Raw genomic sequence first — 13955 nt, 5'->3', positions numbered from 1 at the left:
TCCCTGGCGATTCTATAAACTTTCCTTATTTCCTCTAAGCTTATCGATTAAAAAAGGAGCTGACCTCTCCAGGAGGGGGAGATCCAGCAGTTCGGATGTCCCCTGATAGAGGTATTCCGCCCTCGAAAAGCAACGGCTTCTGCTCAGGCTTCTACAATATAAAGATAGGTAAACACTCTTGGCTGTTCGCTGCTCCGGTTCCAGAATCTATGGCTTTCTCCTCAATTATTCGTGCCCTTGGGCGATCGCCCCTCACTAACGAGCTATTAGCCAAGCTGAAACAGCAACAACTTCTAAAGCTCAACGGTGTGTCTCGCATCCCCAAGGGCTTGGTAGCATCGGCTCTGGCTCAAGCTGGCCCCCGCAACTTGTTAGTAGTGACTGCCACCCTAGAAGAAGCAGGCCGCTGGACTGCCCAACTAGAAGCAATGGGCTGGCAAACGGTTCATTTCTATCCCACCTCCGAAGGATCTCCCTACGAACCCTTTGACCTGGAGTCAGAAATGGCTTGGGGCCAGTTGCAAGTCTTAGCGGATTTGGTAGGTAGCCAAGCAGCTACCAGCAATGGGAATGGTCAAGGTGCAGAGACGAGCAGAACTGCGATCGTCGCCACAGAGAGAGCTTTACAGCCCCACTTACCCCCTATCGATGCCTTCCGCCCCTATTGCCTGAGATTGCAACGAGGGACTGAAGTTGATCTCAATGCTTTTAGCAGTGAAATGACCCGTTTAGGATACGAGCGCGTTTCCCTGGTAGAAACAGAAGGCCAATGGAGCCGCCGAGGAGACATTGTGGATGTGTTTCCCGTTGCTGCCGAACTCCCGATTCGTTTGGAATGGTTTGGTGATGAGCTGGACAAAATGCGAGAGTTTGATCCTGCCACTCAGCGATCGCTCGACTCGATCAATCATCTCGTCCTCACACCCACCAGTTTTAGCCCGATCGTCAGAGCTGCGTTTACAGGCGAGAAGGCAACAGCGCTAAAAACCTATCTCAACCCCGCTGAACAAGAGAAATTTGAGCAAGACCAACCTTTAGCAGGTCTACGCCGATTTCTAGGATTAGCCTTTGATCAGCCAGCTTCTCTCCTTGATTACTTGCCAGAAAATACCTTGATCGCTCTCGATGAACCCGAGCAGTGTCAAGCTCACGGCGATCGCTGGTTTGAGCATGTGGAGGAGCAGTGGAGGGATGAAGGAGGTAAGGGAAAGGATGAAGGAGGAGGGATGAAGGATGAAGAGGAGAGTTCTCTTCTGCCTAAGATCCATCGTTCCTTTCAAGAGTCACTCGCCGAAGTCGAATGTTTCGATCGCCTTTATCTATCAGAACTGGTCGAAGAAGTTGTAGGTGCTGCTCCATCCCTCAATCTTGCCAGTCGCCCGGTTAATGCCACTCCGCACCAGTTTGGTAAGTTGGCGGAGACGATTCGAGGAGAGCGCGATCGCGGATTTTCGGTATGGTTGGTGTCGGCGCAGCCTTCGCGATCGGTGTCTTTATTACAGGAGCATGATTGTCCGGCGCAGTTTGTCCCAAACTCACGCGACTATCCTGCGATCGAGAAACTTCAGATTCAGCGGGTGCCTGTAGCAGTCAAGTATTCGGGCCTCGCGGAGATCGAAGGGTTTGTTTTACCCACTTTCCGCTTGGTGGTGGTCACAGACCGAGAATTCTTTGGGCAGCACACCTTAACCACTCCCAGCTATGTGCGGAAGCGGCGACGGGCGGCATCTAAGCAGGTTGACCCGAATAAGCTGCAACCGGGAGATTTTGTCGTCCATAAGAGTCATGGCGTTGGCAAGTTTCTCAAACTAGAAAGCTTGACGATCAACCACGAAACTCGCGAATACCTGGTGTTGCAGTATGCCGATGGTTTGCTGCGGGTGGCAGCAGATCAAGTCGGGTCCTTGTCTCGGTTCCGAGGGGCTGGGGATGCGGTGCCAGAGCTGAACAAAATGTCCAGCAAGGCTTGGGAGAAGACCAAAAGCAAGGTTCGCAAGTCAATCAAGAAGTTGGCGGTGGACCTGCTGCAACTGTACGCCCAGCGATCGCAGCAGCAAGGCTATACCTACCCCACAGACATGCCTTGGCAGCAGGAGATGGAGGACTCTTTCCCTTACCAACCCACCCCAGACCAACTCAAGGCGACGCAGGATGTCAAACGGGATATGGAAAATTCCCGTCCAATGGATCGCTTGGTTTGTGGAGATGTCGGCTTCGGCAAAACCGAAGTGGCAATCCGGGCCATCTTCAAGGCAGTCACAGCAGGTAAACAAGTCGCGCTACTAGCTCCCACCACGATCCTGACGCAGCAGCACTACCACACGCTGAAGGAACGCTTTGCCCCCTACCCGATTCAAGTAGGTCTACTGAATCGCTTCCGCACCGCTGAGGAACGCCGCCAAATTCAGCAACGCTTAACCACCGGAGAGCTAGATATTGTCGTGGGCACCCATCAACTTTTGGGTAAAGGCGTTGCTTTCCGAGATTTGGGCTTGTTGGTGGTGGATGAAGAACAGCGGTTTGGGGTGAACCAAAAGGAGAAAATCAAGAGCCTCAGAACTCAAGTGGATGTGCTGACCCTCAGCGCTACTCCGATTCCCCGGACGCTCTATATGGCGCTGTCTGGTGTGCGAGAAATGAGTTTGATTACGACTCCACCGCCTTCTCGTCGTCCGATCAAAACTCACTTGTCTCCTTTTGACTCCGAAACGGTACGATCGGCGATTCGGCAAGAACTCGATCGCGGCGGTCAAATCTTTTATGTGGTGCCCAGGGTAGAGGGGATTGAGGAAACTTCAGCTAAAATCCGCGAAATGGTGCCAGGAGCGAGGCTCGCGATCGCCCATGGCCAAATGCCAGAGGCTGAGCTGGAATCCACCATGCTCACCTTCAGCAATGGGGACGCAGATATTCTCCTTTGCACCACAATCATTGAATCGGGTTTAGATATTCCACGCGTGAACACCATCTTGATTGAGGATGCTCAGCGCTTCGGCTTGTCGCAGCTGTATCAGTTGCGGGGTCGCGTCGGTCGAGCGGGGATTCAAGCTCATGCCTGGTTGCTCTATCCCAAACAAAGTCAGCTCTCAGATACTGCCCGTCAGCGTTTACGAGCGATTCAGGAGTTTACCCAGCTCGGTTCTGGCTATCAACTCGCCATGCGGGACATGGAAATTCGCGGCGTGGGGAATCTGCTGGGGGCAGAACAGTCGGGACAGATGGATGCGATCGGGTTCGATCTCTACATGGAGATGCTGGAGGAATCGATTCGCGAGATTCGTGGCCAAGAGATTCCCAAGGTGGACGATACCCAGATCGATCTCAGCGTGACTGCCTTTATTCCGGCTGATTACATTCCCGATCTAGATCAGAAGATGAGTGCTTATCGCGCGATCGCTTCAGCCAGTACCAAGGCGGAGTTGACGCAAACAGCAGCAGAATGGAGCGATCGCTATGGCACGATCCCACCCGCAGCTCTGCAATTAATTCGGATTGTAGAGCTGAAGCAGACTGCTAAGAAGCTAGGTTTCTCTCGCATCAAGCCTGAGGGCAATCAACATGTGGTGCTAGAAACGCCGATGGAGGAGCCTGCCTGGAATTTGCTGAAGGCGAATCTGCCTGATCACTTGCAATCTCGGTTTGTCTATACGTCGGGTAAGGTGACAGTGCGGGGTTTAGGGGTGTTGGGTGTGGAACAGCAGTTGGCGAATTTGATTGATTGGTTGGGACGGATGCAGGGGGCTTTACCGGAGCCTGCTTTAGTCTAGTTCTGGGCAAAACCAAGAGCTTGGAGGCGCTTGCCCCCAAACCCCCGCTGAGGGGCGGTTGCGTCCCTCAGGCTCCCTCCAAACGAAGTTGAGTGTGGGTGTTTCGGGTCTTTGGTCGCTAATCCTGATTTCTGCTTTCTAACTTCTGGGTTTTGGCTCCCCCTTTTCCTCCTTCATTTCTCCTCCTTCATCCTTCCATCTTCCTTCTCACACCGGGGGTCGTAATAGAGCTGAATGAAGTCGGCAAATTGTTTGTAGCCCATGCGGGTAAAGCTGGTGGCGATCCCGTCTCCTAGGCAGTATTCGTAGTCGTAGATGGTGGTGTTGCCTGTGAATTGGGTTGATAGCTCTTGCCAGGTAGGGGGTTGGTAGCAGAAAACGAATTGAAAAAATTTGGCGGCTTCTGCTTGGTCGTAGGTAAAGTCGTCGGCGTTGGGGTTGGCGGCTACGTTCAGGTTGATGTATTTAGCACGGTTGTTGACGAAGGTGATTGACCACTCGGTTTGGGGAAATTGGGGAAATAGTTGATGCAATCGAGTTGCAGAATAGGTGTAGGTCACGCCATCTGGGGTGGTGAGGCGGGTCTGATAGGAACCAAAGGTGCGCTCGATGGTTTGAGGGGTTTGGTTGAGCACGGGTTGTCCTGCTCTAGCTGGATCTGCCAGTAGACCTGTAAGGACTAATCCAGCTAAGGCAAGACTACAAAACCGAACGTTCATAATTTAAAGTCAGATTGCTGTTCATAAACTTCAACTGAATGGCTAGTTTTTCAGGGCAGTAAAACGAAAGTTTTTCCTATTAATAAAGATGAGCTTGGTTTGCCCAGGTTTCTACGTGAAAAAATCTGGTAGTTTTTGCTACAAATTTGTAGATTTCATCAGAGATTTATCAAAAATCACCCGTTTATATTTGCCACTTTACGGAACAATTCGCTAGCATTTGTATCGTTATGTATGGGAATGTTAAGAGCGTCTGCTACCCGCGATCGCGCAAAGCATTGCTGAGAGCATCGCCGCCATTCCTAACTCTCTCTTACTTGGAACGCATGTTATGGCGTCAACAAATCAAGTTAGTTTCGACCTGTTCCATGCAGCAGTGGCTCCCGCCAAAAGCCCATCTACGTTTAAGGCTCAGTTTGATGCTCTCAAGCCTTTACGGCAGTGGCTGGATGGCATCGAAATCAAGACCCCTGAGTTAGCTCATTTTCTCGCTAAGTCAATTCCTGCTCAATGCCCTTTTGAAAGAGACATTACTCTCTTTGGCCGCAAGGTGGCTCACATTCCGCCACTGTGCAAACTCAATCCTCTATACGAGGAATTGGTGGGCCTCCGATTTCGTGCCCTCTGCTACTTAGTAGACGAGTGTGGTGAGGACATTCAAGCCTATTCTTAGACCCTATTGCTAAATAGGGTTTTGATTAGCTTTGCTCTAGGAGTTTTAATTAGTTTTCAACGCATCTGCTTGATTCTGCGCTGTGATCACAGCTTGCGGCGGCACCTGGGTTCCGTCCCGTAGCGTCACTCCCACTACAATGGCTCCCGTGCCGATCGTGACGTTGTTACCGACTTGAGAGCGAAACAAGATTGCGTCGTCTGCGATCGCCAGGTTATCGCCAACTTCTAGAGGGCCGTGGAAGACAACGTTGTCGTCTGTATTTAAGTTTCTGCCAATTCGGATACTGGTGCTTTTGAGGGCATGAAAGGTAACTCGGTCCTCGATCGCGGCATTCTCGCCAATGATGATTGGTGAACCTTCGTCGGCTCGAATCGAGGTACGCTGGCCCACCACACTATTACGACCCAAACGCACGTCACCTACTATCCGCACAAATTGGTCGATTTGGACGTTCTGGCCTAATGTGGGTCGTACGGGTTGCTGATTCCAGGAGGTTTTTGGCGCGGCGCTAATGCCCGTGACGGCATCGAATCCTTGCGCTCGATAGAGTTCGCCGTAGTGCTCCGCAAACTCCTCGTTTACTTCTAAAACTTCTTTTTGAAACTCTGCGTTGTCTGCTGTTTTTAGCGGTAAAGCATCTGCTTGAGCTTGCGTGGTAACGACTGCACCAATGGGTACCAGGCGGTTTTTGCCAATTCGCACGTTGGCAAGCTTGGCCCCATGCAGCACAAAGGCTCCATCTTCTAGAACGGTGTTTTTCAACTGAGCATGGAAACCGACGAAGGTGAAGTTACCAATTTTGGAATTCTCAATACTGGCTTGGTGAGCAATGCTGACTTGGTTTCCAGCGCTACTCGATCTACGGCCACAGGCACTAGTGGGAGCAGGAATGCGGCGACGGGCGATGAAGAGGATATTGTCTTGGAGATTCGTTTCATTGCCAATGCAGATGTGCGTATCAGGATCGGCCCTTAAAACGGTGTTGCCAGCCACAAACACCCGCTTGCCCACAGCAACATTGCCAAATAGCTCCACTAAGGGGCTGATAAAGCTGGAATTGACCACCACTGGGGTGGGACGAAACAAGCTGGTTAAGGAACTTGGCGTTGCAGCCAAGGTAACAGCCGCAACCAACACAATGCCCAAAATAAAGCCAACGCTTAGAAAACTCTGTGGTAGCTTTTTTAAGCGTTGATTGATAGAAACAAATTTCACAGCGCAACCAATAAACGAGATACTAGCTATTTCTAGCTGACAGCTTAACTCTCAGGTTGGTTTCCTGCTGATTTAGTTTGCCGCAGCTAGTAATTGCGACTCAATCTTGGCAGCATCGATCGCACGACCAATAAATACCAGGCGCGTCTCTGGAGTCTCATCGGCTTGCCAGGGGCGATCGTAAAAGCGCTCAAAGCGTTTACCCACACCTTGCAGCACCAACCGCATTGGCTTGTTGGGTACTGCCACAAATCCCTTAATTCGATAAATTTCTTGCTCTTGCACCAGAGCTTCTAGTTGGCGTTGTAGTTGGTCTGGGTCAAAGCTTTGGTGCAAAACAACGTGAGTTGAGCTGATATCGTCATCATGGTCATGCTCTTCCTCGGTGTCGTGGTGACTGGGGCGCTCCTCCAGGTTGTCTTCCACCGCTGCTTGGAAGCCTAGTAACACATCTGGACTGAGTTGCCCGCGATCGCTCGCCACAATCTTCACCGCTCTGGGCAATTCTTGCTGAATCAGTTCTAGGGCTTGAGTTTGGGCCTCAGCATCGACTAAATCCGTTTTGTTCAGCACCACCAGATCAGCACAGGCGAGTTGATCTTCAAACAACTCTTGCAACGGTGTTTCATGATCTAGATTGGGATCAGCTTGCCGCTGTGCTTCTAGGGCCTGCAAGTCACTTGCCAGCGTTCCCTGAGTCACCGCTTCGCAATCCACTACCGTCACTACACCATCTACCGTCGCAGCATTGCGGATTTCGGGCCAACGAAACGCTTGAATCAGCGGCTTAGGCAGCGCTAAACCAGAGGTTTCAATCAAAATACAGTCCAGCTCATCTCGCCGCTTAATCAGCTCCAGCATCGTCGGTAAAAACTCTTCCTGCACGGTGCAGCAGAGACAGCCATTCGTCAGCTCCACAATATTAAGGGCGTTGACCGCACTCACTGGCTGTTCCTCACCCGACTCATCTGGACACACTTGGCAAGAGCGCAGCAAATCCCCATCAATGCCCAACTCGCCAAACTCATTTACCAACACCGCAATTCGCCGACCTTGATTGTTTTGCAACACATGTCGAATCAGGGTCGTTTTACCACTGCCAAGGAAGCCAGTAATGACAGTAACAGGAATTTTTGCAGCCATGCCTAAACTCAAAAAGGGCTTGAAAACGGTTCAAAGAGACTCGAGAACGGGAGGCTCGAAAAGGGCGATCGCTTACCCAAATACCGCTTGCTCAGGTTATCACTGCAAGCAGGATGCCTTCAAGCTAATAATCCTGCAAGCTCAGTGACTGCTTTACAACCACCAAGCCTCCAGGATTACAAGTTCGCTCACCAGGGAGACTAAATTTTAGATAGAGGATCGTTCGTCAAACTTAGCTAACTTTCTAGCAAAGCCAGCTTATTCAGCAGTCGCCATTTCGGTGCTGCCACGACCGCGACGACGAGTCAGCGTGTTGAAAAGCATCACACCGATCGCCTTGATCAGATTACCTTCTAGCTCATTGAACAACTTCATGTTCATGCCGAAAGCTGCATTGGCTTCCTCAACAATCCGATCCGCAGTCGCCTCATCCACAGGCAACTCATTCATCGCTTGACGGTAGGTGTTTTTGAACGCCTTCTCGTCCGCAATATCTTCGAATTCGTAGAACGCAGTACCATTACTCTCAAGATTCATGGCACGTTGAGCAATGCCCTTGAGGATCTGACCACCCGAGAGGTCGCCAAGGTAACGGGTGTAAGAATGCGCCGCTAGCAACTCAGGCTCAGTAGCCGCGATCTCATGAATTCGCTGCACATAGGCTTGAGCCGCAGCCGAAGGAGCCACTTCCTCGCGCCAGTTAGGACCGTAGTAGTAGTAAAGATCCGTCTCCAGACTGACCTTACGGTTCAGTTGAGGAAAGTAAAATTTCGAAACAATAGGGTGGTGCTGGAGCCGATCCATCTCTTCTTCGATCGCAGAATAAACGAAGTAGAGGTTAGCGACTAGCTTCCGGTAAGAGTTTTTCTCAACCACTCCCTTCAAAAAGCACTTCACAAAGCCGACATTCTCGGCCATAGTATGGGCTTTTTTAGTACCCTCACGGAGTTTTGTTGCTAAATTACCGTTGCCCTCTAAATTGGTAGCGACAGTACTGGTCATACTAAATGTCCTGCTAAACTTCCCAACACTAAAGTTGCTTGCTGGAATGGCAATCCTTACGAAAAACTAAAAAGCCACCTAAATCGTTACAGTAAAACGATTTGATGAGAATTTGTGTTAAATATTCTGAAGCTCTATTGAGCCAGAACCACCAAAAGCCACAGCAAGCCAACATTCACCCGAATTCAACCCATTACATCACAGGTTTTACTTACATTTATTAATAAATGTAAGCAACCTGAACCATTGCTACATATCCTTTCACGCAGAACGGTAGGGAAGTAAAAGGGATGAAATAGGAAAAATGAAGGATGAAAAGGGAAGAGATAGAAGCTAGAACTTAGCAGCCAGAATCCAAAGAACCGAAACCCTTACATTCAAGTTCATTTGGAGGGGGTCTGGGGGACGCAACCATCCTCAGCGGGGGTTTGGGGGCAGGTGCCCCCAAGCTCTTGGTTCTGTTCTAACCAAACAACAAAGCCACAGGAAAATGCTGTAAAGCCTCCCCAACCAGTATCCTTCCCTCAGCTTGCAGCGATTGTGCCGTAATCGCATTGTGCCAAGAAGTAGGAGCACCTTGAGGCAGCTCAATGGCCGTATCCTCCCATACCTGTTGAGTCAGAGGATACTCCCCAGGTTGAATCACATTCGTGAGGAACCGAGGCGCGATCGCGATCGCCGTTGCATTTCCCTGCCTTCTCGCAAAAGCAATGATATGGTCTTGCAACTTACCAGACACCTGGAGTGGCAAATAGTCACCATCTTGGAATAGGTCGCTATATTTAGCTCTAGCTTGCAGCCCTTGGAAAGTCAAAAACAGCTTAATTCTGCCATCTTCCTTCGTCTCTAGCAGTTCAGTAATCAGCTCGGGAATATTGTTCGCGATCTTCTGTTTCAGATCATCTAAACAAGCCTGACGCTGCTCAAAATCTACAGGCCGACGGTTATCAGGGTCCACCAAACTCAATTCCCAAAACTCAGTGCCTTGGTATATGTCAGGGATACCAGGAGAAGTCAGCTTCAGTAGCGTTTGTGATAGAGAGTTAAACATGCCATAGTAGGCCACTCGCTCTTGGAAAGGACGCAACTCCTTCAGGAACGGGTTATCTCCACCAGGTTGCAAGACTGATTCCACAAACTGAGCAAAGGCATCTTCGTAGGCTGCATCCGGTCTGAGCCAAGCCGTATGTACCTTCGCCTCCCGTACGCCCTTAATCACATAATCCTTAACTCGCCCGACGAACTGCTCAAATTCACCATCCTGGAAAGGAAACGCCCCAACCACGGTTTGGTAAAAGAAGTATTCATCATTCTCATCAGGCATGATTTCGCGCTGCCGACGCACCTTCTGAGAGCGATTAATTTGGCTCCAAGTGCTGACTTGTTGCTCCCACTCATCTGGGATTTCGGAGAGGACATTGAGCCGAGCCCGGACATCTTCCCCACGCTTGGTGTCATGAGTCGCGGTGGCGCTCATAGCGTAAGGCCAATCGGTCTGCCGTTTGTGATTGAACTCATGGAAAGCGTCAAGAGATAACCCAAAGTGGCTAGGGTCACCGCCGACTTCGTTGAGGGATAGCAAACGGTTATAAACATAGAGGGTAGTGTCCTCGACCCCCTTAGCCATCAGAGGTCCGGTGTACTGCTGCAATCGCATGACGAAGTAGAGCCAGTAGTCTCTCTCGGCTTGAGTGAGAGAGTCGTCATATTCTAGGAGCAGCAGTTTCTCAATGAAGTTCAGCTCATTTTGGAGCAGAGGCACCCGTTCCTTGGCGCTATCAATTACCTCTGTGATGTAGCCGCGATCGCGCTCAGGTAAGCCTTCCTGCGTGATGTAGGTGCGGTAAATCGGGAAGATGGTCAACACTTCCGCCAGCGCTCGCTTCAAACCATTGATCGTAAAATCGTTGCCGTAGCGATACTTACTAGATATGTTTTTGAGCAAATAAGTTAGGTTCTCAATATCCCCAGCTAAATTCTTCTCCAGAATTAGCCGTTTATTTTGATTTACCAACTCACCATAACCAGCTCTAGTACGAGTTAGTTTCGTATAGATCTCATCAAATCGCTGCTCATTATCAACTCGACAGAAGATGCCATTGACATAGTTCAAGTAGTCATAGCCAGAAGTACCCTCAATCGGCCAATTGCTGGGTAAATCTTCTCCTGCTTCTAGGATTTTTTCCACAGTGATATAAGTATCACCTGTTTTTTCGCGCAGACGCTCTAAATACTGGATTGGATTATAAAGACCATCAATATGGTCAATTCTTAATCCAGTAAACTTACCCGATTCTACTAACTTGAAAATAAGGTTATGAGTATTGTTAAAAACCTTCAGTTCTTCGACTTTAACGGAAATTAATTCATTGACGGTAAAGAAGCGACGGTAATTAATTTCTTCCGCCCCTACTTTCCAGAAAGAAAGCCGAAAGAACTGGTCAGACAGCAAACTATCTAGTAGGTTAAAACTCTCTGGATTGCCTGTTTCTCCATTAAAGGTCTGAATATTTTGTTCAATAAAAGCTTTGACTTCTTCATTACTGGTGTATAGCTCCCAAAGCAATCCTTTAACGAAAGCAATTTGGTCTTGTCGTTGCTTCCCAGTCACTTCTGAAGGAACGCTCTTGACCAAGTAAAGAATGCCAAGCAATTTAACGAAATCAGGATTATGCCTACCTAAAGTTCTAGCTAATTGCCCTAAATTTTGAGTCAGAAATTGTGCATAAGACTCTAATTTAAGCGGTAGCTTCAGGCTGTAATAATTAACACTCAGTCCTGTTTCATCGTAGTCTAGTTGAATCTGCCCGTTCTCTAGGCAACGCCCATAAAAATCGCCTAACAAAGGTGCAAGAATTCGATCCTCACTATTGGCAAAGGGAGCATTCCAAGCAATATCAAAATACTCGACATAGTCAGAGCTAGGACCATTTTCCAGCACATCCATCAGGTACTGGTTTTCGCTGTCATAGGCCATGTGGTTGGGCACAATGTCTTGCAACCAACCCATCTGATGAGATTGCAGTTCCTGCACCAGAGATTCAAAAGCATCAGAGGAACCTAGCTCTGGATTCAGTTGGCTGGGATCAACCACATCATAGCCGTGAGTGCTACCAGCCCTAGCCTTGAAAATAGGAGAAGCATACAGGTCAGAAATACCCAAATGAGCGAGGTAGGAAGCAATCTTTTGAGCATCCTCAAAACCGAAGGCGGAGTTGAACTGGATGCGATATGTAGCGCGAGGAATCCTCATAGGAAAAATTTGGCTCCTGAGTCAGGGGGAATGAGGGAGAAGCAAGGGAGAGATGGAGGAGGGGGGATGAAGGATGAAAATGCAAAAGCAGGAGAGGCAGTTACATCAGGCGATCGCTTGGTAAACCACACAATTCCACGGTTGCAATGTCACGGATTGCTGAGATGCTAAAGCATCGGAGGCAGAAGCAGCAGAGCCTTGCCATTTTGAATCGGCTGAGTCGAGGATTTTGTGCCACTCAGCAGTTGGGATCTCTGGTTGGGAAGTAATAGGCTGGTCGCTGAAGTTCATTAAGATCGCAATTTGCTCAGTTTCGCTCCAGCGTCGTAGCACGACCAAGGTTTCAGCACTGGTAGCACTGAGGCGATCGCGGCTGAGCTGAGTCAGAGCAGGAATGGTTTTCCGCAGTTGGATCAAATGTTTGTACCAATCCAACATGGTTTTGTTTTTGCCTTCGTGGCGCTTTTCCCAGTTCAGCTTGCACTTGTTAAAAGTTTCCGGAGCTTCTGGGTCGTCGGGTTCGCCTTCGCAGTGGAAAGCGGCAAATTCCTGCTTACGGCCTTCCCGTACCGCTTTGATCAAATCCGGATCGGAGTGGCTGACGAAGTAAACAAAAGGAGCTGGTTCGTCATATTCCTCGCCCATAAACAGCAACGGAATGTAAGGAGATAGTAGAACCGCCGCCGCCGTCAGTTTAGCCGCTTCGTAGGGGATCATGTGGGAGAGCCGTTCACCCAACATGCGGTTGCCAATCTGGTCGTGGTTTTGGCTGCAAATCACGAACTGCGAGCAGGGGCGATCGGTGACGACATTGCCATGAAAGCGGTGGCGATGGGGTGAGTACTTCCAGTCGTAGACAAAGGTATCACTATAAGCTTTGGCTAGTTGCTCACATTCACCGTAGTCTTGGTAATAGCCTTGGCGATCGCTGCTCACTAATGCATGGAGAGCATGGTGAAAGTCATCACTCCACTGAGCATCCAGACCATATCCTCCCTGCTCCACCGAACGAATCACACGGGGATCGTTAAGGTCACTTTCGGCAATCAGATATAGCTCGCGACCCACTTGCTCGGATAGAGTTGCCACATTCTCGCCTAGTTCTTGGAGAAAATGCTTGGCACCAAGATCGTAGATGGCATGGACAGCATCCAGGCGCAAGGCATCAATGTGATAATCTCGCAGCCAATACAAGGTGTTTTCAATGAAATAATTGCGAACTCCAGGGCTATAAGCGTCATCGAAATTAATGGCGCTGCCCCAGGGGGTCCGGTAGGTGTTCGTAAAGTAAGGACCAAAGTGGCTGAGATAGTTACCTTCTGGGCCAAAGTGGTTGTAAACCACGTCCAGCACGACTGCTAACCCTTGCTGATGGCAGGCATCGACTAGTTTTTTTAAGCCTTCTGGTCCACCGTAAGAGTCTTGGACGGCAAAAGGATAAACTCCGTCGTACCCCCAGTTGCGATCGCCTGGGAACTGCGCCACTGGCATGATCTCGATCGCATTGATCCCCAGATCTTTCAAATCGGGCAATCGGGAGATGGCGGCTTCAAACGTGCCTTCCCGGGTAAAGGTGCCGACATGCAATTCGTAGAGGATCATTGCCTCTAAGGGGACACCGCTCCAGTTGCGATCGCTCCAATTAAACTGGGGATCAACAACTTGCGAAGGACCATGTACACCTTGCGGTTGTAAATTTGAAGCAGGATCAGGGCGAGTTTCGCCGTCATTTAATTGGTACTGATAAAGAGTGCCTGGCTGCACGTCAGAGACTACTACACCCCAATACCCGCTTTCCTGCTGCTCCATCGCAATTTGCTGTTGATTAGGAGCCAGTAGTTGCAAGGAGACGGTAGCGGCAGTAGGTGCCCACAAGATAAATTCACATTGACCATTCCCTAGATATTGCGCCCCAAGTCTCACGCTCAATGTCCTCCCTGAAAACGTTAAAAACTAGCGCACTGCTGATTAGAGCTGTGCGATCGCAGATGAATAAAAACATTAATAAAGCTGGCTCAACTAGGAATTGTGCTGGGAGGGAAACTATTGAGGCTAGTGCCGAAAGAGAGATCTTCTAGTTGTGATGGTTGCCACTTTGGAGACGAGAACCAAAGACTTGGAAGCACCTGTCCAAACCCCTGCTGAGGCACGATTGCATCCCCCAGACCCCTGCAAAAGGT

General features: G+C 49.6%; 8 protein-coding genes. 2 read left to right on the top strand and 6 right to left on the bottom strand.

The features are described 5' to 3' along the window. Nucleotides 1–209: 209 nt before the first annotated feature. Nucleotides 210–3767, top strand: a complete 3558-nt coding sequence (gene mfd / locus H6F68_RS21385; RefSeq protein WP_190562097.1) for a transcription-repair coupling factor — start codon at nucleotides 210–212, stop codon at nucleotides 3765–3767. Nucleotides 3768–3940: 173 nt separating this feature from the next. Here mfd and H6F68_RS21380 read toward each other — a convergent pair whose 3' ends face one another. Then, entirely contained in the window at nucleotides 3941–4486 is a 546-nt protein-coding gene (locus H6F68_RS21380) for a hypothetical protein (RefSeq protein ID WP_190562095.1), read from the bottom strand. Between the two features lie 331 nt (nucleotides 4487–4817). On the opposite strand from H6F68_RS21380, the gene H6F68_RS21375 reads away from it, so the two are divergent. After that, a complete protein-coding gene (locus H6F68_RS21375; RefSeq protein WP_190562093.1) occupies nucleotides 4818–5159 on the top strand; it encodes a Mo-dependent nitrogenase C-terminal domain-containing protein in 342 nt (113 codons plus the stop codon). Nucleotides 5160–5204: 45 nt separating this feature from the next. On the opposite strand, the gene H6F68_RS21370 is transcribed toward H6F68_RS21375, so the two are convergent. The 5 genes from H6F68_RS21370 to treZ all read right to left on the bottom strand — a co-directional run bounded on the left by H6F68_RS21370 (nucleotide 5205) and on the right by treZ (nucleotide 13698). Then, a complete protein-coding gene (locus H6F68_RS21370) occupies nucleotides 5205–6377 on the bottom strand; it encodes a carbonate dehydratase (RefSeq protein WP_313930207.1) in 1173 nt (390 codons plus the stop codon). Nucleotides 6378–6449: 72 nt separating this feature from the next. Continuing rightward, complete coding sequence (gene cobW, locus H6F68_RS21365; RefSeq protein WP_190440948.1) at nucleotides 6450–7520, bottom strand: cobalamin biosynthesis protein CobW; 1071 nt, start codon at nucleotides 7518–7520, stop codon at nucleotides 6450–6452. Between the two features lie 258 nt (nucleotides 7521–7778). Further along, complete coding sequence (locus tag H6F68_RS21360) at nucleotides 7779–8522, bottom strand: heme oxygenase (biliverdin-producing) (RefSeq protein ID WP_190553372.1); 744 nt, start codon at nucleotides 8520–8522, stop codon at nucleotides 7779–7781. 463 nt (nucleotides 8523–8985) lie between these two features. Next, nucleotides 8986–11775, bottom strand: a complete 2790-nt coding sequence (treY, locus tag H6F68_RS21355) for a malto-oligosyltrehalose synthase (protein WP_190562091.1) — start codon at nucleotides 11773–11775, stop codon at nucleotides 8986–8988. 105 nt (nucleotides 11776–11880) lie between these two features. Continuing rightward, entirely contained in the window at nucleotides 11881–13698 is a 1818-nt protein-coding gene (treZ, locus tag H6F68_RS21350; protein ID WP_190562089.1) for a malto-oligosyltrehalose trehalohydrolase, read from the bottom strand. Nucleotides 13699–13955 lie beyond the last annotated feature (257 nt).

The organism is Trichocoleus sp. FACHB-262 (genome assembly GCF_014696035.1).
Lineage (GTDB): Bacteria > Cyanobacteriota > Cyanobacteriia > FACHB-46 > FACHB-46 > Trichocoleus.
The sequence above is the reverse complement of the archived record's forward strand: the minus strand, read 5'-3'. Positions and strand labels throughout refer to the sequence as shown.